This is a genomic window from Asaia bogorensis (genome assembly GCF_900465345.1).
In the GTDB taxonomy this organism is placed as follows: domain Bacteria; phylum Pseudomonadota; class Alphaproteobacteria; order Acetobacterales; family Acetobacteraceae; genus Asaia; species Asaia bogorensis_A.
In genome coordinates this window covers 39,480-60,477 of sequence record NZ_UEGO01000035.1, presented here as the reverse complement: position 1 = coordinate 60,477, position 20,998 = coordinate 39,480, and the positions used below count along the sequence as shown (strand labels likewise).

Here is a 20,998-nt window from a genome sequence, read left to right as displayed (position 1 = left end):
ACCACCGCCATGCCTGAATTCCTAAGCTCTGCGACATCCTGCCACGCCCCGGCTTACGCCTTCGTTACGCGCCAGAGACCAGGCGTTACTTGCCTATCCGGCACATCACGATGGCCTAAAGCCAACAACCCATCAGATCATCGCGAAGTTGCCCACTTAGGTCTCATCGTGCACGACACCGCCGTTTCTGTTACGCAAAAGACACAACACATGCGGGGATGTATTTGCCTTTGGCCCGGTTCCGCCCCATCTGAGGACCTGATGCCGGACTCGGCGTATCTGAAATATCGTGGCTGTCAGGGTTCCTTGGGGGGCGTATATGGGTGATCTGCTGGATATCGAGACCGCCGAGCGTCTGATTGGTGAAACGCTTGTGCCGTTTCCTGTCGAGGCTGTGCCTCTCGCTCAATGTACCGGGCGCGTACTTCGCCAGGACGTTCAGGCCGAGCGTGCGCTCCCGCCTTATGATCGCGTCATTCTCGATGGCATTGCCGTGCGCTGGCAGGCGCAGAACCGGATTTTCAGGCTGGCCGCGACGCAACCTGCCGGGCATCCTCCCCTCACCCTGCCCCCTCAGCCTGTGCCAGCAGACGCAGGGTCGTTTGTCGCGCCCTGCATCGCCGTCATGACAGGATCTGTTCTACCGACCGGCGCTGACACGGTCATCCCGCGTGAGCATTACAGCGTGGAGAACGACCTGATCACCCTGCACGCTTCAGCTCACCTGCAAACCGGACAGCATATCCATCGTCGGGGTGCGGATTGCGTCGCGGGCGACATCCTGCTGCGCGCAGGCATCAGCCTTTCCCCACCCGATCTGGCCGTGCTGGCCGCCAATGGAGTCAGCCATCCCCTCGTCGCGCAGATTCCCTCGGTCGCCATCATCTCGACAGGCGACGAGCTTGCAGCCCCTGATGCGCCTGTTGCAGACTGGCAGATACGCCGCTCGAATGAATATGCCATAGCCGCCTCACTTGCCCGCAATGGCTTCACCCGGCAGAGCTTTGCGGTGTTACCCGATGATCTGGCAACGCTGACCGATCAGCTCGGCGCGCTCCTGGCGGAACAGGATGTTCTGGTCATCAGCGGGGGCGTATCGATGGGGCAGTTCGATTTCGTCCCGCAGGCCCTCTCAGCGCTGGGCGTGCGCAATATATTCTATAAGGTGGCCCAGCGCCCTGGCAAACCATTCTGGTTCGGCGTCTCGCCCGCAGGCAAGCCGGTCTTTGCTTTGCCGGGTAATCCTGTCTCGGCCCTCGCCTGTTGCAGTCGCCATGTCGTGCCTGCCCTGCTGCGTGCCCAGGGGTTTTCGGTAACTCCTCGCCCTGTCCGGCTGGGGGCCTCGCTGGCACCGCTGGCCAACATGACCCGACTTGTTCCCACCCAGCTCGTTCAGGACGACACCGGCATGGTCATTGCGATACCGCGCCCCATGCCGACCTCAGGTGATTTCAACCGGCTTGGCGCAACGCAGGGGCTGATCAGCCTGCCCCCCGGCGAAGCGACATTGGATATCGGCTCGGTTGTGCTGTTCCATGACTGGTGAGGCGTCACAGACCAGCGCACCACGCGACCGGCTCGGACGCCCCTGGCATGATCTGCGCATCTCGGTCATGGACCGGTGCAATTTCCGCTGCCCTTATTGTATGCCGGAATCGGTCTTTCATGACGATTTCGCCTTTCTCGCCCCTGACGCTCGTCTGAGTTTCGAGGCGATCGAGCGCGTGGCCCGCGTGGCCTCATGGTTTGGTGTCAGCAAGCTGCGCCTGACGGGTGGCGAACCGCTTTTACGGCCCGATCTTTCCCTTCTTGTGAGACGGCTCGTGGCAATCGAGGGCATTGATGATGTCGCGCTTACCACAAACGCGGTTCTGCTCGAACGCCATCTCGACGCGCTGCATGACGCCGGGCTGACACGCCTGACCATCAGTCTGGACAGTCTTGACCCGGCAATATTCAGCCGCATGAGCGGCGGTCGCGCCGTGGTCGAGACCGTTCTGGCGGCCATCGACAAGGCTGCACAACGGGGTTTTCCCGGCGGTATCAAGATCAATACCGTCTTGCAGCGCGATGTGAACGAGAGCGAAATCCTGCCGCTCGTTGCCCGCTTCCGCCATACCGGCATTACGCTGCGTTTCATCGAATACATGGATGTTGGCACGCGCAACCACTGGTCGCAGAGTGCCGTCGTCCCCTCGGCGGTGGTCCTTGAGCGTATTGCCACCCGCTGGCCGGTTGAGGCCATCGCCCCCCGCTACAGGGGGGAAGTCGCCCGTCGATACCGCTTTACCGATGGCGCAGGTGAGATCGGTTTCATCTCTTCGGTCACGGCACCCTTCTGTGGTGATTGCTCTCGTGCGCGGCTGTCATCGGATGGGCAGATCTTCACCTGCCTCTTTGCCACAAAAGGTACGGATCTCCGGGCCGCGCTGACAGATGAGTCGGATGAGGCCCTGCGTGCGGCCCTGCGCGGCATCTGGCATGAGCGCAGCGATCGTTATAGTGAAATGCGTCATCCTGCACCGGTGCAGCCAGCGCCCCCGGAAGACGGACACGGGACGGGCCGGACGGGCGACCGGAAAATAGAAATGTATTATATCGGAGGCTGATGTGACATCGCTGACCCATGTGGATGAAAAAGGCGAACGGCCCCGTATGGTCGAGATCGGTGACAAGACAGTCACCCGCCGCGAGGCCCATGCCCAGGCACGTCTGCGCTTTCCCCCGGAAGTCGCCAATACCCTGGCTGATGCCGGTTACATGACCAGCAAGGGCGCGGTACTCACCGTGGCGCAGCTTGCCGGTATCATGGGAACGAAAGCGACATCACAGCTTATTCCACTCTGTCATCCGCTTTCGCTCACGGGCTGCAAGGTGGACATCACGATCGAGGGTCATGATGCCGTGATCGATTGCCGGGTGAAATGTGAAGGCAAGACCGGTGTGGAGATGGAAGCACTCACGGGTGCCACGGTCGCCGCCCTGACGCTTTACGATATGTGCAAGGCGCTCAGCCATGACATGGTCATTCACGAGGTGCGCCTGATGGGAAAGAGCGGTGGCAAGCGTGATTTCAGCCACGAACCCGGCCACGGGTCCGGCCATGTCTGAAGCCGCCACCCTGACCGGACCGGCCTGCGTGACGCTGGAATATTTCGCGCAGCTGCGCGATGAGGCCGGCTGCCCGACTGAAACCGTCACCACAGAAGCGGCCACGCTTGCAGCGCTTTACGACGAATGTTCTGCCCGGCACGGCTTCAGCCTCCCCCGGATGCGGCTTCGCGTGGCCGTCAATGCCGCCTTCACGCCATGGGAGCACAGGCCCGCCAATGGCGACCATATCGTGTTCATCCCACCAGTTTCGGGGGGTTGACCATGTTCCTTCTGACCGAAACCCCGATCGAGCCAGACAGCGTCGCCCGCGCCTTGCGGCGCAACGAGGCGGGCGGTTACTGCAGTTTCGAGGGATGGGTGCGCAATCATAGCGAGGGACAAGCTGTGCTTGGCCTCGATTATCAGGCCTATCGCCCCCTGGCAGAGGCGGAGGCGGCGCTCATCCTGCAGGAGGCGGAAAGCCGGTTCGATATCGTGGCCGTCTCGGCCATTCATCGTATCGGCAGTCTCGGGCTCGGGGATATGGCGGTATGGATCGGGGTTTCAGCCGCCCATCGTGATGCGGCCTTCGTCGCCTGCCGCTATGTGATCGACGAGATCAAGCGACGTGTGCCCATCTGGAAACGTGAGCGCTATGCCGATGGCCATTCCGAGTGGATTGCCTGCCACGACACCGAGCCCTCACCCGAGCTGTGATCGGTGTGCCTCAGACGAGGCGCCACCCGACAATAAAGAGCACCGCTGCCAGAACGGAGCGTTGTACGCGCTCATTGACCTGCCCCACGCACAGGCTGCCGAGCACGATGCCGGGGATCGAGCCGCAAAGCAGCGAGACCAGCATCGGGATCTTGACCGCCCCCAGATACCAGTGCCCCATGCCCGCAATCAGGGTGAGCGGTACGGCATGGGCGATATCCGACCCCACGAGGCGTGCCGTGCTGAGCGAGGGGTAGAGCAGGATCAGCACAGTCATGCCGATCGCCCCTGCGCCCACAGAAGACAGGGTGACCATCACACCAAGCACGGCGCCAAGCACCACGGTGAGCGCCGCCGCTGCGCCGGAGGAGAGCTCGCCCGCATGGCGATGGGACCAGGCCTGCAGCTCCTTGCGAAAAAACACGCTGGGCGCCGTAATGAGCAGGGCCACGCCAAGAGCTGTCGAGACCAGACGCGTCGTGTCGTGAGACGGGCTGCCATACCAGTGCAGAAACAGCAGTGAGACCAGCGTTGCAGGCAGACTGCCGGCCAGCATGCGGAACACGACACGCCATTCCACCGCGCCGCGATGACCATGCACCAAGGTGCCCACCGATTTGGTGATGGCTGCATAAAGCAGATCCGTGCCCACGGCAGCCTGGGGATGCACCTTGAACAGCAGAATCAGCAACGGTGTCATGAGGGAGCCGCCGCCCACACCGGTCATGCCAACCAGAAAGCCCACACCGAGACCGGAGAGCACGTAGAGATAATTGAGGTCGACAAGCAGTGACATGAACGGGCCTTGAAGCACGAAGCGATGGAAGAGACGGGACTAGGCCATATTTCCGGGCAACAATCAACGTTGATAGTGGTTTGAATTTAATAAACGAATTTGTATCGTTGTTTACAGCCAGAAGCCGGCGCTGTGCCTTGCCTTATCCGGTCGCGATGACGATAGTGAGGGCCTTCTCAGCTACAGACCGGAAAGATCATGCTCGATATCCAGATCCAGGCCCCTTTTCCAATCCTGCAGGGCAAGGGCGCCCCGGAATCGGAGCAGACCCTCGTCCTGCTGACTGGCCCCGAGTTCGATGTGGCTGATGGCCCATTCTCGCATCTCGATGCCGCAACGGGCGGGGCGTTGCGCCGGGCTGTTGCCATCTCGCGCTTCAAGGGGCAACGCGACCAGAGCTGTGTCCTGCTTGCCCCCTGTGCGGCGCTGGCCCGAATCGTCCTGATCGGCTGCGGTCCCGAGGACGAGCTTGATATTCCGACGATGGAGGCCGCAGGCGGACAGGCCGCACGTGCCGTTCGTGACACCACCCATGCGGATCTTGCTTTTGCGGGACGCTGCGCAGAATTCGCCGCCCATGCTGCCTATGGCGCCGCACTGGGCCGCTACAGCTTCGACCTGTATCATACCGACGAAGCGGAAAACGCACCGCAGCTTCAGCGCCTGCATCTGGGCGTCGCCGAGATCGACGCTGTGCGTGAAGCCTGGGAGAGCCTGAAGGCTGTCGCGGCAGGCGTGTTCCGCGCCCGTGATCTGGTCAGTGAGCCGCCCAACATTCTGAACCCGCCCGAATTTGCCCGTCGTATCGAGACATTGCGCGATCTCGGGGTCGAGGTGGAAATTCTCAATGCCGCAGAGTTGCGCGAACTAGGCTTTGGCGCCTTGCTGGGCGTGGCGCAGGGTAGCGATCAGGAAGCCCGCGTGGCCATCATGCGCTATCGGGGTTCGGACGAGGCACCGCTTGCCTTCATCGGCAAGGGCGTGACTTTCGATTCAGGCGGCATCTCCATCAAGCCGGCTGCCGGTATGGATGAAATGAAAACCGATATGGGCGGCGCAGCCGCCGTTGTCGGTGCGCTCGAAGCCGTGGCACGACGCAAGGCAGACGTCCATGTGATCGGCGTGGTGGGACTGGTCGAGAACATGCTCTCGGGCAATGCCCAGCGCCCCGGCGATGTCGTGCGCAGCTATGCTGGCAAGACCATCGAAGTACTCAATACCGATGCGGAGGGGCGTCTGGTTCTCGCCGATGTTCTGGCTTACGCCAAGGCGCGTTTTGCGCCGCGTCTGATGGTCGATCTGGCCACGCTGACCGGTGCCATTGTGGTCAGCCTCGGCCATGTGCGTGCTGGGCTGTTCAGCAATGACGACGCGCTGGCCAACGCAGTTTTCGAGGCTGGTGAAACCACGGGTGAGGCCGTCTGGCGCATGCCGATGGGCAAGGCCTATGACCGGCAATTGCGCTCGGACATCGCCGATATGAAGAATATCACGGGCCGCCCTGGCAGTTCGATCACGGCCGCGCAATTCCTGGCGCGTTTCGTGGGTGACACACCCTGGGCGCATCTCGATATCGCAGGCGTGGCGTGGCGCAGCGACGCGGCACCGCAATGCCCCAAGGGCGCAACCGGGTTTGGCGTGCGTCTGCTGGACGCGCTCGTGCGTCATCATGAAGAGGCAGACAACAAGGCCTCATGAGCGATATCGGCTTCTATCATCTGACGCGCACGACGCTGGAAGACGCCTTGCCGCCGCTATTGGGCCGCACGCTCGAAGCGGGGCAGCGTGCCGTCATCCGGTGTAGCGACGCGGCACAGGTAAAGGCACTGGACGAGGCTCTCTGGAAGGCGAAATCACCCCTCTGGCTGCCTCATGGCAGCCAGCGCATGGGGTTTGGGCCGCGTCAGCCCATCTGGCTGACCAGGGGAGACGATGTCCCCAACGGCGCGCGCTTCCTCTTCCTGCTCGATGGCGGTGTCGAGGACGGGCTGGAAACGTTCGAGCGTATCTTCACCCTGTTCGACGGCAATGATCCGGAGGCTGTTGCGAGGGCTCGGGCACGCTGGAGCCTTGTCAAAAAGGCCGGTCATAATCTGGCCTACTGGCAGCAGCAGGAGCGCGGCTGGCAGAAAGCGGGATAGGCCCGCGACCCGACCAGACACGAAACGTTTCGCTTGTCACAAGAGAGTTAACCTCTCGATCCTCTCCCCCAATTGGCCGTTCATGCTCCTGATAAAGGGCCATGTGACATGCCTTTCCGGCTGTTGCCCGCCCGCATAAGAAGGGGAACAGCCATGTCACTCAATGGAAAAGTCGCCCTCGTTACCGGCGCCGCTCAGGGCATTGGTCGCGGTATTGCGCTCAGGCTGGCGCGCGATGGCGCCGATATCGCTCTGGTGGATCTCAATACGGATCGGCTTGCACAGGTTCGTCGTGAGGTCCAGGCGCTGGGACGCAAGGCCAGTGCTTCGGCGGCCGATGTAAGCCAGCGCGATGCCGTCTATGCCGCCATTGATCACGCGGAAGCGGAACTGGGCGGTCTTGACATCATGATCAACAATGCGGGTATCGCGCAGGTGAACCCGATTGCCGATGTAGCGCCTGAGGAAGTCGAGCGTATTCTGCGTATCAACATCCAGGGCGTTCTCTGGGGTATCCAGGCTGCCGCGGCCAAGTTCAAGGCACGAGGCCAAAAGGGCAAGATCATCAATGCCTCGTCCATTGCCGGGCATGACGGTTTTGCGATGCTGGGTGTGTATTCCGCCACCAAATTTGCCGTACGCGGCCTCACACAGGCCGCCGCCAAGGAATATGCCAGCGCCGGCATCACGGTAAATGCCTACTGCCCCGGCATTGTCGGCACCGATATGTGGGTCGAAATCGACGAACGGTTCTCCGAACTGACCGGCGCAGAGAAGGGCCGCACCTACGAGAAGTTCGTTGAAGGCATCGCGCTGGGCCGTGCCCAGACGCCGGACGATGTGGCGGCCCTCGTCTCCTTCCTGTCAGGTGACGATTCAGACTACATCACAGGTCAGTCGATCCTGACAGATGGCGGCATCGTCTATCGCTGATCATCCCGGCCGTCAGCCCGGTCACACATCTGGCTGACGGTTCAGAGTCTTGGGGCGCCACGTTGGTCAGGCGAGGCCGGATCAACACTCCGGCAGATTCACCGCAAGGCCGCCAAGCGACGTTTCCTTGTAACGCTGGTTCATGTCGCGACCGGTTTCCGCCATCGTGCGAATGACCTGATCCAGCGACACAAGATGGGCTCCGTCACCATTCAGGGCGAGTGAAGCTGCATTCACCGCCTTGACCGCACCAAAGGCATTACGCTCGATACAGGGTATCTGAACCAGACCGGCGACCGGATCGCATGTCATGCCCAGATGATGTTCCATCCCGATCTCGGCAGCATCCTCGATCTGCTCGGGGGTCCCTCCCAGAGCGGCTGTCAATCCCGCTGCTGCCATGGATGACGCAACGCCCACTTCTCCCTGACAACCGACCTCTGCGCCGGAAATCGAGGCATTGAGTTTGAACAGTCCACCAATAGCCGAGGCGGTCAGCAAGAATTCCCGCATCGCCGGGATCGTGTCTGCCGACGCCAGCGGCGCGCAATAGTCACGGTAATAACGCAGGACCGAGGGTATGATGCCAGCTGCACCATTTGTCGGGGCCGTCACGACACGCCCACCTGCCGCGTTTTCCTCATTCACCGCGATGGCAAACAGGCTGATCCAGTCCATGATGGCATGGGCCGACCGCATATTACCACGTTCATGGGCGCAGAGTTTTTCATGAAGGGCGGGGGCGCGACGCCGTACCCTGAGCCTGCCGGGCAGGATACCCTTTTGCACGATACCGCGCTCGATACAGGCCATCATGACAGCGATGATCTCGTCGAGATACTGCTCGACTTCCGAGCGTGGCCGCAGGGCACATTCATTGGCCATGACAAGCTCCGCGATACTCAGCCCATGGATGCGTGCCTGTTCCAGCAATTCCGCGCCGCTGGTAAAGGGATAAGGCACATCAGGCTGAGAGTAGCCTGCGGCCTCCGTCACACTTTCAGAGACAATAAATCCCCCACCAACCGAGCAGAAACGGGCAGATTCCAGCACGATGCCTTCTGCCGAGAGCGCCTCGAATTGCAGGGTATTCGGATGGACCGGTGGCACGGTCTCCCGATCAAGGACAAGATCATGATCGGGATCGAACGGGATGAACCAGTCACCCCATCCGACATGCTTCGTTCGAATGACGCGCTCCACGATTCCATCTGCCTGATCGGGGTCGATCGTCTGGGGCAGTTCACCACACAGACCCAGAATGACAGCCTTGTCAGTTGCATGACCCTTGGCCGTCCAGGCGAGAGAGCCATAAAGTGTGACGCGTAGTCGCACGATCCTGGACAGAGAGCCCATATGACCAGTTTCTGCCAGCCCGATAGCAAAGCGCTGCGCTGCGCGCATGGGACCAACCGTGTGAGAGGATGAGGGACCGATACCTATCTTGAAAAGGTCAAAAAGGCTGATCATTAATGTCTCAGGGCTCGCTCATCGTGAGGTCTATGGCGGTTCGGCAGTCCGGTAGCTCGAAAATCTGCCGCGTGACAGGTTCAGACACTATTTCAATCAGGCCCCATATCGCGGGGTGCAAGAAACAGGTCACTGGTCCACCATAGATGGTTTCGCCGCGTCAACCATAGCGCCTGGGGTTCGGTCCAAAAAAGACAGCCGCATCATGCATGCGATCCCAGATCCCAGTCCTTTTCGTGGCAGCAACGCGCAGGCTGTTTCGACCATGCAATGTATGGCGCGAGACTGTCCGCCGATATCACATGCCGCGAGCCATGTTGTGTCAATGCGAACCATGCGGCACGGGAAAAACATGAGCCTGACCAAGTGGCTGCCTCCCACAACGCGCGAGATCGGCGACAACCTCTATATCGACGCCCAGATGGGCTGCAATATCCTCCACTGAACTTGCTTCAAGCCATTGCAGGAGCGACAGGTCGTGATAGTGGTCTGACGGAAATATTTCGAGCATTCTTATCGCGCGACCGTCTTCATTACTGATGAGATGCCCCTCGCCACGCGGAATATGGGCCATCATGCCCGGTCGAAGGGCTGTGCTATGCTGGCCACCCCCTTTGGGAAACCGGGTAAGCTGACCTGCTCCATCCAGGCATATCTGCCATACGGATGTATTGAGATGCCAGTGCAGGTCGGTGCGGCAGCCTGGCTCGATCTCGACCAGTGCCGCCGAGAGCGCGTCAGGGTCGCTGAATGCGTCAGCCTCGACAACCCTGAGACTTCCCCAGCAGGTTCGCTGCGCTTCCTGTTTCAGAAGGCAATGATGCAATCCGGGGCTGATCATCTTCGCGTCGAGACAGGAATCCGGCCAGGTGCCAGCATCCCTCTCCGTCTCGCGCCCTCCCGTAAAGGCGACGATACTGGCCTGCTCTGAGCCAATGCAGTGAAACCAGGCATTGGCCGCGGCAGGAACGCTCCATACATCACCCTCAGCCAGCGTTTCACTATGAATCGCCGCCTTTGCGTGGTGTCTCATATTGAGCGTGGCGCACCCGGCTATGACCATGCCCCAGCCTTTCGCAGGGCAGGCAGTTGCTGCGCCATCCGTCGCGTCACCCAGGGAATGATGACTGATGCGGACGCCCTGTATACCGAAAGGCGCAATCCGCTCGGACCAGGACCACCCTTCCTCCTGCTGCACGACCGGACAGTGCGTCAAACGGCGTGTCTTCGTCCTGAGAGCCGGCGTGGCATCGCTTGCTGCACGTCGAACGGCGAACAATCCCGCACCGCCCATCGGGGCAACGCCAAGAAAGCGCTGAAAAACGGTACGGTCGAAAGACGCCATGACCGGCCTCCTCTCCAGGAACGCAGGGATTTTGCGTGGGGCGGTGCGTGTCTCCCCGTCAGACTAACGCCAAAGTAGAAAAAGGCCGCATGAAATCACGAATTCGTGATTATTCTTTACCCAAGGCAGATGAACGCTGATGACGCTGTGGCGCTTGGAATCGCAGGATAAACAGGAGTTTCCAATGCAAACTGTCCGCTTTGACAGTGGTGACGTGGTCCCCGCGCTAGGAATGGGAAGCTGGAATATTGGCGACTCGACGGCGCATAGAGCCGAGGAAATTGCGAGCCTGCACAGCGGTCTCGACCAGGGTCTTCGGGTGATTGACACCGCCGAGATGTATGGGAGCGGACGCTCCGAACATCTTGTTGGAGAAGCCATCGCCGACCGGCGATCCGACGTCTTCCTTGTCAGCAAGGTTCTGCCTTCAAATGCCACCCGTGAGGGGACAATCAGAAGCTGTGAGGCATCCCTCAAAAGACTGGGAACGGGTTTCCTCGACCTTTATCTCCTGCATTGGCGGGGTGGCGTTCCCCTCGCGGAAACTGTCGAGGCCTTTGAGACGCTCGTCAGCCGGGGCCTTATCAGGCATTGGGGTGTCTCGAACTTCGATACAGAGGATATGCATGAGCTCGAAGACACCTCGTCAGGATGCGCCGCCAATCAGATTCTCTATAATCTTGATGCACGCGGCGTCGATTTCGACCTGATCGAGCATAATAGCGCGGGCAGGGTTGTAACCATGGCCTATTCCCCGCTGGGACAGGGAGGCGAACTCCTGAATGCGCCTGTTCTCGCAGAAATTGCCAGAGAGCACGAGACCCGGTCCGGTCCTGCAACACCTGCACAGATCGCGCTGGCGTGGACCTTGCGAAAGCCCGGAATCCTCTCGATTCCCAAGGCGGGCACACGCCGGCATATGCAGGAAAATATCGCTGCCCTTTCAATCACCCTGCGTGAAGAGGACATGACGCGGCTGAACGATTATTTTCCTTCGCCAAAGCATAAAATGCCCCTTGAGATGATATGACGACTGTCATCATCAGGCCCTGAACAATACGATTTAACACTTTGTTTTGTATTCGATGCACAGATGATATATTTATGAAATAAACTACCATCACCGCTGTATTGGAAAGCAGATCCAGATGACACATGAAGAATTCGACAAATTCATGGCTGTACATCCCGACCTGGTCGAGCAGTTTCAGAGAGATCGCCGGATCTGGGTATCGCATATCCCCAGCATCCAGCTTCGCAGCTTCACAGAACATCTTGGCAAGCTGGTCGGGTGCCGTCTGCTTTCGACCCAGATCGAGCCTGAACTCGAATCCGTCATCTATGATCCCGAGGCTTTTGGCAATTCGGACAATGAATTGCTCGATCTCGCTCACAGGCGTGCGGGGGAGTCGATGTATATCTGATCCAGTCAGCGCCACCGGGGAGGCGCTTTCCATTCCGGGTCCAAGGTACGATACGTGTTGGGGCAGGAATACGGCTCTGTCGGTTTACTTCTCTGAGACGCGAGAGCTGATACCTCAGACGCCGGGAATCACGTGATCAGACGATTGGGCGAGGCATCAAACTGGTTTAAGAAGAAGGCCCTCAACGCCCCTTCCTGTCAGGATCCCCCCTGCTCGCATCCACCATCCTTGTCCTGCTGTCTGCATGTATCGTCCTGAGGCTGACGATACAGAATGTTCATGATACCCGCATGGCAATCTTGCGCACGGCTCTGCTTGCGCTCCAGATCGCCCTGGGATGTTGGGCTGCCATCGGCGCGTACGACACCCGGCTAGGGCCGTTGGCGCTCAATCCTCTCGCCGCCTGCTGGATTGTTCTGTGGAGCCTGGAGCAGATCTCGCCCGAACGTGCATGTGGCCCATTTGGTGACGCCTGCGGCGCGATAGGTCTCCTCTGTCACAATCAGGCCCTCGCCCTGATCTGCTTCATGCCATGCCTGATTGAGAACCAGGGGCGCCTGCCCTTCCGTCACCGGACAGCGGCAAACCGCAGCGATCCTCATGCCCATATTGTCCTTCCCAGCGGACAGCGCGGAGAACCTGCTGGAAAATGGTGGTCCGGCGCATGGCAGACAGGCCTTCTGGCCCCCGCCGCCTGCTGTCTCGCCGCCACAGCCCTGTTCGCACAGCCTGTAAAAGGGGGCATCCTTTCCTCGGTGACTTCCGGCGCGGCCGCCATCGTGCAGCCGCTGGAGACCGTATCATCGAGCCCGCTTGTTCCGTTCGCCGCGTTGGCTCTCCTGCCTGCTTTCGCCGCAACACCTGTTCTCGCCTATTCTCTGCTCGTCCCAGCCCTGCTCGCACAAGGTGGCATGTTCTGGCCTGTCAGCCTTGTCCTGATCGGGGGAAGCCTATCCCTCTTTCTTCCTCTCTCCCGAGCATTATCCTTCTGGCCTCTCTTCCTGCTGGGAATTGCGCTGAGCGCCCGCGCTGGTGGCCTCGCTGATTGTGCACTTGCAGGGAGTGAAGCCTTCATCCTTGCCCTCGCCCTGCAAGGGCTGAAAGGCAGGGCTTGTTTTCTGCAAGCTCCGCTGCCACCTCTGGCGGGCTTTCTGCCCTTCTGGCTCGGTTTGCATGCGATCAATGGATTGACCGGCCTCTCGCCTGCATGGACGGCCGGCGGCATGATCCTCAGCCTGACACTCGGTGTCGTCATGGTCAGGGCATGGCTCGCCTCATGGCAGACCGTTTCCCGGATATGTCGATCAGACCTCGCAGGATCCCCCGGCAGGAACAATCCTGCGCCAGGCAACAATGCCGAGGCTGCAGTCTCTTTCGGGGTTCGGGGAATTCCCTCACTCACTCTCGGACTGTGCCTGTCCGTATGCCCGGGGTTGCTTATCGGCTTCCTGCACGCTGCCATACTGATCGTCGCCGGCGTTCCCCAGGATTTCTGGCGTAGTTGGCCGGTATGGTCAGTTGCCGGAGGTGATGGCGCCTTCTGGTATCCGGCGCTGGTCTTTCTCATACCGGCTCTCATTGCGCCGGCCTTCATCACCCACCTCCCCTCGCTATCGGCACCCATACCTGACTGGCCATCTTCCGCGCTTCGGGTCCGCCTTCCATGGAGCACGCGACGACTGCTTGCCTCGATACGTCGGCGCATCACCCTGACCCGCCATGTCCTGCTACGCCAGAGCAGAGCCGGTGGCACCACACCCGGGTCTGCGGGTCTGCTGCCACTTCGACCCGACCTGTTCATCACGCGCCACGCCCTGGTGCTCTGGCTGTTGCTTATCGCCGTTGCATTATCGTGGATGGGGTGGACGGCATGATCGTTCCAGTCGCCCTGCAGCTATGCGTCCTGCTGGGCCAGATTCTGAGTCTGGCCCTGCTCGCGCCATTCCTGACCGATCTGCAATGCATTGTAGAACGCATCATGGCGGGGCGTCATGGCCCTTGGCCCGGCTGGAGATGGCGACAACTGCGCGGCGGATGGCGACAGAATACGCCGATCTCATCACTATCCTGGATGGGGCTGTGTGCCACACTGCTCGCAGGGCTGAGCCTTCCTTTTGCCTCCACCCAGATACCCTTTCACTTTCTCTCGGAGCCTCTGGCCTGCGGGCTGTTGCTGATCATCTCGAGCGCAACAGTCTGGGCGCAGGCCCTGACCCACGCGCCGACGCGCATGATACAGCTTCGACTGACCAGCTCGGTTGGTGCCCTGGGACATGATCTGCTTTTTCTGGTCTCCCTTCTTACCCTGACAGGCACTCTGATCACCGTCGGGCTACCGGGTTCGGCAACGATCACCGGGTTGTTGCAACAGCGTCTCCTTCAGCCAGCTCCTGCCCTGATGGGTGGCCTGGTGTTCATCGCCGGAGCCTTGCTGCTGATTCTCAACCGCCGGCTTTTGTCACAGTCTTGGCATGAAATGCTGATATCCGGCGCCGAAGGACGCCATCGCAGTCTGCTGCGGTACCAGCACGATCTTTCAGCAATGTGCTGGTATCTGCTGGTCGCTGACCTGATCTGGCCGGACTCGATCGCCACAGCGACAACGCCTCCTGGTCAACTGGCCCTGCTCTGGTGTCTGGCCGCCCCGGTCAAACTGGGGCTTCTGGTAATTCTTGCCACAGCCTGGCGCATGATACGTCCCTTGCCGTCGGCAAGGCTGGCTCTCGTATTGAGTGGCGCAGCCATCTTGCTGGTTGTCGCCGGGAGACTTGCAGCGTGATTGTTCTCCTGGGTCTGACCCTACTCATCGCGCTGGCGGCTATTGGCCGGGATGCGCGTATTCTGCCATTTCATGGCACCTGCGCTGCGGCATGCGTTTCGGGCATCGGGCATGGTGCCCCCGCTCTTGCAGCTCTTGCCTTGCTACCAGTGCTCAACGGGGTCGGACTCATCACGTTGCGTCGTCATGCCGCCTTGCGCTCGGGTGAACCACGAGAGCGACGCGCAGCCCAGCAGGCTGCGGGTCTTGCTGTCTGCGCGGCAATCATTCTCGTACTTTTGACGGCGCTGGTGGCGACGCCCGGCATACCGGTACTGATCTGCATCGGTATAGTCCTGGCCGGATTATGCGGAGCCTCCCTGGCCGCACCTCTCTTGCAACTGGTCGCCCTGCTCTGCACGCTCAATGGCCTGCTTCTATTGGGCGGCTACAGGCATAGCTGGCCGCTGGTGCTTGGTACAACGCTTGTCTGGATCGGGCTCCTCTCATTGGGCAGCTGGCTTATGCCGCGCCTCGCATGGCATCGTATGGATGGGGCAGGTCATGGCTGAGACCCTTCATCAGCTTGCCCGCTTCTTGGTGCCAGCATGGCCGCTTCTGGCGGCGTGTCTCCTGGCTTTGCTGCCGCGAGCGCAGGCCATGCGCTCGGCCCGGCATTTCGCTCTCATCGGACTGGCACTCACGGTTTGCCTGACCGCGCTCCTTCCGGGGCAGGATCTGCTGACACGCTGGGGATGTCTGCTGGCGGGCACCGCGCCCGCTCTGGCGCTGGGCAAGGGTCAGACACGCCTGACCCTGTGTCTCGATTTCATCTCAGGCAGCATCATCACCCTGGCCCTTTGCGCCCATGACGTTCTGACCGTGGTATGCCTGACAGCCTGCGCGGCACTCATCCTGGCCTATCGGGAAACCCTAGCAACCACACGCGCGCGCCAGGCCTGGGACTCGATGCGCATGCGTCTCGCAGGGCTGATCCTCGCGCTGCTGGGAACCAGCCTGACAACCATGAGCCCTGACCTCGCCATATCGCGTCTGGGTGACCTTTTTCTGGCAGTCGGTCTGTGCCTTCTGGCAGGGCTCGGTACGACCCTCCCTTCACGAAGCCTCATGCCGGATGAAAGGCACGACACACGCACATTGCGGCCCGAACGTGTCGCGGCCCTGCCCGACATGCTTTTATGCCTGAGCGCTGTGTCGCTCATGCTTCGTCTGCCCAGCCGTGAGGTTACACATGTGGTGCTACTGCTGGCTGGTCTGACGGGGCTATGGCTTTGCGTTCTGTCACGTCAGGGCGGCTCAAGACCACTGGTGGCCCTTGCTACGGTCGCCACAGCCTTGCCCATAGGGCCGATCCCCTCGCTGCTGCTCCTCAGTTCGGGAATGGCTCTTGCTGCCGAGCCGGATATCCCGGAATCCATGCGACGCTGGATCACGAGCAGCCTTCCTCCGTGGCCGGGTTTTGCAGCAGGATGCATGATTGTGGCGGGTCTTGATGCCGTTGGGGTCATATCGGCCCTGCTTGTCCTTGCAGCTCTGGGACTGACAGCCAGTCGGGCCTCATTCGAGTGGCGCCTGCCGGCAAACTGGCGCGACCGGACGCTTGTCCTTGCTCTGCTCGGCCTCGGTCTGGCTACACCATTCGCACTTGGCCTCGTACACCAGTCCAGTCGGGTCTGGGCTCTTTCCTGGAGTGCCCCATGAGCATGATCGCCCTCATCAGGGCCGGCGAGCGCCTGACACCCAATCATTACAGCCTTGATGAGACGCAGTGGCGTGAGATGATTGCAGCGGCACCCGGCTGGTTCATCGCCCATTGGTGCGATGACCTGCGTGCCTATGCACTCTTCCTCGACCAAGAGACACCGCTTGTGGTCAGTACGGAGCTGATCGACGGGCGTTATTTCGCCCTGTCGGCGGCTCTGCCTTGCGCCTCCTGGCCCGAACGCATCGCGCAGGATCTTTGGGGTTGCCTTCCCCTTGGAGCAATCGACAACGAGCCCGCGCTGGACCGGGGCGGCTGGGCAAGCATTGCCCCTTTATCCGCACGATCCGTCCCTGCTTCCATCTCACCGGATCACACTCCGCCCTCACTGGCATTCGCGCAGAGTTTGCATGCCGATATGGCTCCCTTCATCTGGGGACGTGGCAAGGTCATGCCGGGTGCCGCACATATCGGCCTGATGCATCACTTCAAGGGACAGAAACCAGAAGCGGCACTGGGTTTGATCGGGCGCAGCAACGCAGCGGCTTTTGTTGCCGCCCCTCTGGCCTATTCACGTGCCATCGAGAACGCCCTGGGCATCGTTCCCGATGACGGGATACGTGATGCCCGCACGATCCTCCTGGAGATCGAGCGTATCATGGTTCATTGCCGCGATATCGCCCAGATGGCACAGCTGACGGGCTTTGCCCTTCTGGCCACTCATGCCAGTCTTGCTGAGGATCTCTGTGCAGGGCTATGCGCCCATCACGGGACCAGCCGCCGCCTGACCGACATGATCACGCCACAAGGCATTTCAGCAGGGGTTGATATCTGCGGCCTTGCTCATGCCATCCATGATGCCCTGATGCCGCGCCTGCCTGTCATCGAGGGGTTGCATTTCCAGATGGCGGAGACGCTGGAGGGACTTGGAACGATACCCCCAGCCCGTGCCCAGGCCCTGTGCCTCGGTGGGCTGGTCGGTCGGGCTTCGGGACGTTCATTCGACCTGCGCCAGCTCGAAGATGACATGCGCCACGTTCCCGGCCGGGCAGGCTCGCGCCTTGGTGGCGATGGCTGGGCCAGACAATGCCTGCGCCTTGATGAGATACGTGACTCGCTCAGACGCATTGACCGCATCGCCGCTGATTTCGGCGTGCCTTTGCCCTCACCGGCAGCGGACACATCCGGGTCCGGGGAGGGTATTGGCGCTGTCGAGGGCCCTCATGGCGATATCTGGTGCTGGGTGCGCCTCAAGGAGTCACGCCTTGCCGGGATCATGCTGCGTGATCCTGCCCTTGCCACGCTGGGTTCTCTCCCCGCGCTGATGCATGATGTCTGGGAGGACAGGCTCGTTCTGGCGTCGCTGGGCTTCGATCCTGCCGGAGCCGAGCAGTAATATCCGATCAGAAGCTTACTCCGGCCCAGCAGCAATAAGCCTCAAGCCTCGATAACAACCCTGCTTTGCGTCTCGCCCCCGGCATGACCTGGGGCGTTTTCGGGCGTGGTCTCTTTGATAGGCTTGATCGCGGGTGACGCTGGCTTGAGCGGATCGGCCGGTGGACGCAGGGAGCTCGCCACGGCGCGCCACAGACGCGTCACGAACATCACAAAGCTGCTGAGAGCGGTCGCATAGCAGGCACCAGCCAGCGAAAAATGGCGCGTGAGACCATAAAGCACGGGAAAATAGGCCAGTGTGATCCAGGTACGATTGGCCATGAGAAAGCCGATCTGACCCATGACCGTCAGCAAGGGTTCGAGCGGCACGACCAGAAGGGTAAGCACGGCAGAAACGAGCATGATCGAGATGTAATAGGTGGTGCCATGCAGATGAATATGCAGCATCAGCGAGAAAATTCGCCCACCGAAGAATGCCGCCACCAGAAGGAGCGCGATAGATACAGCGCAGAGGATGCCGAATATCTTCCATGTCAGGCGCTTGAGACCGCTCCAATCCTGCCGGTCACGCATCTTGACCAGCTCGGGATAAAGCACAGGCGAAAGCATCTGCGCCGGTGTGACGATCCCGTCGGCAATCTGACGGCAGATCCTGAATACAGCGGCCTCGGCAGAGCCGAGTAACGACCCCACGACCAGCGTGCTGATATGGCCGGACACTGCCCCGAGGGTCTGATTGATGCTTGTCGAGCGGGTGAAGGCCCACATACCCGGCAATTGCCAGCGCCATTGCCCGAGCACATCACGCCAGCGCAGACGCAGGCCGATTTTCCGACGCAGGGTCGAAAGCGCAAAATACAGGAACAGGCCATAATCCATCAGCACGGCCCCGGCCCAGACCAGAACGAAAAAGCCGAGATCAAGATGAAGCCCATAGCCGACAGCCGTGCCCGCCGTCCGGAAAATGGCCGTACAGGTATCGCTAACCGGCACGAGATGGAAACGCTCCGTCAGGCGCAGAACGCCATTGCTCCACCCAGTATACATGAACGGACAGATCAGCGCGTAGCCATAGGCCAGGAACGTCACCCAGTGCGACCATCGCGCCACATGCGCGTAAAACGTGACGCTGATCACCCCGATACAGACCGCCACCACCGCGGAAATCAGATCGAGCCTGATACAGAACCCGATGATCTGGCGCAGAAGAACCAGGTCGCGTCTGGCGTAAGGGTCATTTCCATAGCGGATGAGCGTCTGCCATGACTGCATGCGCGAGAAGGTCGAGGCCATGATGCCCAGAGAATGGATCAGGATCAGCAGGCCGAACGACGCCAGCCCCAGTGCCCGCACGGCAAAAGCGATATAGGCAAAACTGCATATGGCCGTCGCAATGCGCCCCAATGTCAGGAAGCTGACATTATGGAAGATCCGTCTGGCGGCAGAGGGGTGGGTCGACATGCAGGGGTTTTGAACGTCCGGCCATGAAATGGGAAGGGAGGGGTCGAAAAAACTTGCGGGTTTCGCTTATCAATCCCTGACTGCCTTGCGCGAAATGCGTGAGAAACCATCTGATGAGACACAGGGCTCTCCGTCAAAGGCGAGTTTGTTCTTTTCACCCCTGACGTTTCGGGTGCCACTTCAACAGGGCCGCTTTCGCGTCGGCCCCACCAGCGAGGTCCCATGTCCCTGCCCCTGAGCCCGGCACCCTTCCCCCCCACCATGGCCGTTCAGGCTGATCCCGCAAGGTTTTCCGCGCTGAAACTTGTTGCCCTGAATGCTACGCTGGCTGAATCGCTGGGCTTTTCCCCCGCATGGCTCGAAACTCCCGAGGGTGTCGATTTTCTTGGAGGGCAGACACGGCCCGACGGTATTGCCCCTGTGGCACAGGCCTATGCCGGCCATCAATTCGGCCAGTTCGTGCCGCAACTGGGCGATGGGCGCGCCCATTTGCTCGGGGTTGCAGCCGACCGGCAAGGCCGTGTTTTCGATGTTCAGCTCAAAGGCTCCGGCCCCACGCCATTCTCCCGGCGTGGCGACGGGTTGGCCGCCATCGGGCCGGTCTTGCGCGAATATCTCGTCAGTGAGGCCATGACCGCGCTCGGCGTTCCAACGACCCGCGCCCTTGCGGCTGTCCTGACCGGCGAGACTGTCTGGCGTGATCGCCCCCTGCCGGGTGCCATTCTCACACGGGTTGCTGCAAGCCATCTACGTGTCGGTACATTCCAGTATTTCGCTGCACGGCAGGACAATGAGGCGCTGCGCTTTCTTTGTAATCTGGCAATCACGCGCCATTATCCGCACGCAGCCACAGCCGAAAATCCTGTAAGAGCTCTCTACGAAAATGTGGTCGCGGCTCAGGCAAGGCTGATCGCCCAGTGGATGAGTCTCGGGTTTGTGCACGGCGTGATGAACACTGACAACATGGCCATTTCGGGAGAGACGATCGATTACGGTCCCTGTGCCTTTCTCGATGTCTACAGCCAGAACAAGGTATTCAGCTCCATCGACCGTAACGGTCGCTACGCCTATGCCAACCAGCCAAAACTCGCAGGCTGGAATCTGGCCCGCCTCGCCGAAACCCTGCTTCCCTTCTTCGATGCGGACGAAGCGCGTTCCCTGGCCTGGGCACAGGAGACACTGGGCACGTTTGCCACGCTCTACGAAAATGCATGGCTCGAAAGAATGCGTTCGAAATTCGGGCTCACAACATGCGAACCGGATGACAAGGGTCTGATCGAGCGTTTTCTGGCGATCCTGGAGCAGGACAAACTGGATTGGACACTGAGTTTCCGACGCCTGACCCGCCGCGAGTTATTATGCGATGCACAGAACTCACCAGGCATGACGCAATGGCTGCAGGACTGGGACGCACGTTGCACACGGGAAGGCGTATCCACCATTGTCCGTGAAAATGCCATGCGCCAGATCAACCCCGCAGTCATTCCGCGCAATCATCGGATTGCCGAGGCGATAGACGCTGCGGAGAGCGGTGATTTATCGGTATTCCACACCCTTCTCTCCCGACTGGAACGCCCCTTCGTTGACGATGTCATCTATGAAACCCCACCGCGTCCAGAGGAAGTCGTGCAGGCGACATTCTGCGGTACATAAACCCCGCTTCTTCAAAGGGGGGATGACTGACTCAGACGCATCACAAGATGGTGCCCCAATTTGCCGTAGTAATTGCGCGCCGGTCATCT

Annotated in this window: 20 protein-coding genes; 16 read left to right on the top strand and 4 right to left on the bottom strand. The window is 60.5% G+C overall.

The window, feature by feature from the left end; translation table 11 throughout:
• The first annotated feature begins 319 nt into the window (after positions 1-319).
• From ED655_RS13635 to ED655_RS13615, 5 genes are read left to right on the top strand one after another with little or no spacing between them, the layout of a single operon-like run.
• A complete protein-coding gene (locus ED655_RS13635) occupies positions 320-1,546 on the top strand; it encodes a molybdopterin molybdotransferase MoeA (RefSeq protein ID WP_122050634.1) in 1,227 nt (408 codons plus the stop codon).
• The gene (gene moaA / locus ED655_RS13630; RefSeq protein WP_122050633.1) at positions 1,536-2,609 is read left to right on the top strand and encodes a GTP 3',8-cyclase MoaA; all 1,074 of its coding nucleotides are present in this window, start codon (positions 1,536-1,538) and stop codon (positions 2,607-2,609) included. Before ED655_RS13635 ends, moaA begins: the two co-directional genes overlap by 11 nt.
• A gap of 1 nt (position 2,610) precedes the next feature.
• Entirely contained in the window at positions 2,611-3,111 is a 501-nt protein-coding gene (gene moaC / locus ED655_RS13625) for a cyclic pyranopterin monophosphate synthase MoaC (protein WP_122050632.1), read from the top strand.
• Complete coding sequence (locus ED655_RS13620; RefSeq protein WP_122050631.1) at positions 3,104-3,373, top strand: MoaD/ThiS family protein; 270 nt, start codon at positions 3,104-3,106, stop codon at positions 3,371-3,373. The genes moaC and ED655_RS13620 overlap by 8 nt, the downstream gene beginning before the upstream one ends.
• 2 nt (positions 3,374-3,375) lie before the next feature.
• The gene (locus tag ED655_RS13615) at positions 3,376-3,810 is read left to right on the top strand and encodes a molybdenum cofactor biosynthesis protein MoaE (protein WP_205836050.1); all 435 of its coding nucleotides are present in this window, start codon (positions 3,376-3,378) and stop codon (positions 3,808-3,810) included.
• Between the two features lie 10 nt (positions 3,811-3,820).
• On the opposite strand, the gene ED655_RS13610 is transcribed toward ED655_RS13615, so the two are convergent.
• Positions 3,821-4,606: a sulfite exporter TauE/SafE family protein gene (locus tag ED655_RS13610; RefSeq protein WP_122050629.1), complete on the bottom strand. Its 786-nt coding sequence runs from the start codon at positions 4,604-4,606 to the stop codon at positions 3,821-3,823.
• Between the two features lie 198 nt (positions 4,607-4,804).
• On the opposite strand from ED655_RS13610, the gene ED655_RS13605 reads away from it, so the two are divergent.
• The 3 genes from ED655_RS13605 (at position 4,805) to ED655_RS13595 (ending at position 7,680) form a co-directional block, all read left to right on the top strand.
• Positions 4,805-6,304 carry a leucyl aminopeptidase gene (locus tag ED655_RS13605; protein WP_122050628.1) on the top strand — a complete coding sequence of 500 codons (1,500 nt, stop codon included), beginning with the start codon at positions 4,805-4,807 and terminating at the stop codon, positions 6,302-6,304.
• Positions 6,301-6,747, top strand: coding sequence for a DNA polymerase III subunit chi (locus ED655_RS13600; RefSeq protein WP_122050627.1), 447 nt, complete (start codon positions 6,301-6,303; stop codon positions 6,745-6,747). Before ED655_RS13605 ends, ED655_RS13600 begins: the two co-directional genes overlap by 4 nt.
• Positions 6,748-6,900: 153 nt before the next feature.
• Complete coding sequence (locus ED655_RS13595) at positions 6,901-7,680, top strand: acetoin reductase (protein ID WP_122050626.1); 780 nt, start codon at positions 6,901-6,903, stop codon at positions 7,678-7,680.
• A gap of 81 nt (positions 7,681-7,761) precedes the next feature.
• On the opposite strand, the gene ED655_RS13590 is transcribed toward ED655_RS13595, so the two are convergent.
• Both ED655_RS13590 and ED655_RS13585 read right to left on the bottom strand, forming a co-directional pair.
• Complete coding sequence (locus ED655_RS13590) at positions 7,762-9,150, bottom strand: L-serine ammonia-lyase (protein ID WP_122050625.1); 1,389 nt, start codon at positions 9,148-9,150, stop codon at positions 7,762-7,764.
• A gap of 322 nt (positions 9,151-9,472) precedes the next feature.
• Complete coding sequence (locus ED655_RS13585) at positions 9,473-10,495, bottom strand: cupin domain-containing protein (protein WP_122050624.1); 1,023 nt, start codon at positions 10,493-10,495, stop codon at positions 9,473-9,475.
• A 184-nt stretch (positions 10,496-10,679) separates the two neighbouring features.
• On the opposite strand from ED655_RS13585, the gene ED655_RS13580 reads away from it, so the two are divergent.
• The 7 genes from ED655_RS13580 (at position 10,680) to ED655_RS13550 (ending at position 17,796) form a co-directional block, all read left to right on the top strand.
• Entirely contained in the window at positions 10,680-11,525 is an 846-nt protein-coding gene (locus ED655_RS13580; RefSeq protein WP_122050623.1) for an aldo/keto reductase, read from the top strand.
• 118 nt (positions 11,526-11,643) lie between these two features.
• Positions 11,644-11,919 (top strand): hypothetical protein, encoded by a 276-nt coding sequence (locus ED655_RS13575; protein ID WP_122050622.1) that lies wholly within the window; start codon positions 11,644-11,646, stop codon positions 11,917-11,919.
• Between the two features lie 290 nt (positions 11,920-12,209).
• Positions 12,210-13,793, top strand: coding sequence for a hypothetical protein (locus ED655_RS13570; protein WP_122050621.1), 1,584 nt, complete (start codon positions 12,210-12,212; stop codon positions 13,791-13,793).
• Positions 13,790-14,698, top strand: coding sequence for a hypothetical protein (locus tag ED655_RS13565; protein ID WP_122050620.1), 909 nt, complete (start codon positions 13,790-13,792; stop codon positions 14,696-14,698). Before ED655_RS13570 ends, ED655_RS13565 begins: the two co-directional genes overlap by 4 nt.
• Positions 14,695-15,249, top strand: coding sequence for a hypothetical protein (locus tag ED655_RS13560; RefSeq protein WP_122050619.1), 555 nt, complete (start codon positions 14,695-14,697; stop codon positions 15,247-15,249). The genes ED655_RS13565 and ED655_RS13560 overlap by 4 nt, the downstream gene beginning before the upstream one ends.
• Entirely contained in the window at positions 15,242-16,399 is a 1,158-nt protein-coding gene (locus tag ED655_RS13555) for a hypothetical protein (RefSeq protein WP_162993534.1), read from the top strand. Before ED655_RS13560 ends, ED655_RS13555 begins: the two co-directional genes overlap by 8 nt.
• Positions 16,396-17,796 carry an NADH-quinone oxidoreductase subunit D-related protein gene (locus ED655_RS13550; RefSeq protein ID WP_122050617.1) on the top strand — a complete coding sequence of 467 codons (1,401 nt, stop codon included), beginning with the start codon at positions 16,396-16,398 and terminating at the stop codon, positions 17,794-17,796. The genes ED655_RS13555 and ED655_RS13550 overlap by 4 nt, the downstream gene beginning before the upstream one ends.
• Positions 17,797-17,837: 41 nt before the next feature.
• On the opposite strand, the gene ED655_RS13545 is transcribed toward ED655_RS13550, so the two are convergent.
• A complete protein-coding gene (locus tag ED655_RS13545; protein WP_122050616.1) occupies positions 17,838-19,256 on the bottom strand; it encodes a lipopolysaccharide biosynthesis protein in 1,419 nt (472 codons plus the stop codon).
• A 222-nt stretch (positions 19,257-19,478) separates the two neighbouring features.
• Between ED655_RS13545 and ED655_RS13540 the strand changes: the two genes are divergently transcribed.
• The gene (locus tag ED655_RS13540; RefSeq protein ID WP_122050615.1) at positions 19,479-20,909 is read left to right on the top strand and encodes a protein adenylyltransferase SelO; all 1,431 of its coding nucleotides are present in this window, start codon (positions 19,479-19,481) and stop codon (positions 20,907-20,909) included.
• The last annotated feature ends 89 nt before the right edge of the window (positions 20,910-20,998 follow it).

Bases quoted from the DNA above. Each gene is read 5' to 3' on its own strand.
- ED655_RS13580 (WP_122050623.1), top strand. From the start codon at position 10,680: ATGCAAACTGTCCGCTTTGACAGTGGTGACGTGGTCCCCGCGCTAGGA.
- ED655_RS13585 (WP_122050624.1), bottom strand. From the start codon at position 10,495: ATGGCGTCTTTCGACCGTACCGTTTTTCAGCGCTTTCTTGGCGTTGCC.
- ED655_RS13595 (WP_122050626.1), top strand. From the start codon at position 6,901: ATGTCACTCAATGGAAAAGTCGCCCTCGTTACCGGCGCCGCTCAGGGC.
- ED655_RS13620 (WP_122050631.1), top strand. From the start codon at position 3,104: ATGTCTGAAGCCGCCACCCTGACCGGACCGGCCTGCGTGACGCTGGAA.
- ED655_RS13605 (WP_122050628.1), top strand. From the start codon at position 4,805: ATGCTCGATATCCAGATCCAGGCCCCTTTTCCAATCCTGCAGGGCAAG.
- ED655_RS13570 (WP_122050621.1), top strand. From the start codon at position 12,210: ATGGCAATCTTGCGCACGGCTCTGCTTGCGCTCCAGATCGCCCTGGGA.
- ED655_RS13540 (WP_122050615.1), top strand. From the start codon at position 19,479: ATGTCCCTGCCCCTGAGCCCGGCACCCTTCCCCCCCACCATGGCCGTT.
- ED655_RS13550 (WP_122050617.1), top strand. From the start codon at position 16,396: ATGAGCATGATCGCCCTCATCAGGGCCGGCGAGCGCCTGACACCCAAT.
- ED655_RS13590 (WP_122050625.1), bottom strand. From the start codon at position 9,150: ATGATCAGCCTTTTTGACCTTTTCAAGATAGGTATCGGTCCCTCATCC.
- ED655_RS13575 (WP_122050622.1), top strand. From the start codon at position 11,644: ATGACACATGAAGAATTCGACAAATTCATGGCTGTACATCCCGACCTG.
- ED655_RS13610 (WP_122050629.1), bottom strand. From the start codon at position 4,606: ATGTCACTGCTTGTCGACCTCAATTATCTCTACGTGCTCTCCGGTCTC.
- moaA (WP_122050633.1), top strand. From the start codon at position 1,536: ATGACTGGTGAGGCGTCACAGACCAGCGCACCACGCGACCGGCTCGGA.
- ED655_RS13600 (WP_122050627.1), top strand. From the start codon at position 6,301: ATGAGCGATATCGGCTTCTATCATCTGACGCGCACGACGCTGGAAGAC.
- ED655_RS13635 (WP_122050634.1), top strand. From the start codon at position 320: ATGGGTGATCTGCTGGATATCGAGACCGCCGAGCGTCTGATTGGTGAA.
- ED655_RS13545 (WP_122050616.1), bottom strand. From the start codon at position 19,256: ATGTCGACCCACCCCTCTGCCGCCAGACGGATCTTCCATAATGTCAGC.
- ED655_RS13615 (WP_205836050.1), top strand. From the start codon at position 3,376: ATGTTCCTTCTGACCGAAACCCCGATCGAGCCAGACAGCGTCGCCCGC.
- ED655_RS13555 (WP_162993534.1), top strand. From the start codon at position 15,242: ATGGCTGAGACCCTTCATCAGCTTGCCCGCTTCTTGGTGCCAGCATGG.
- ED655_RS13565 (WP_122050620.1), top strand. From the start codon at position 13,790: ATGATCGTTCCAGTCGCCCTGCAGCTATGCGTCCTGCTGGGCCAGATT.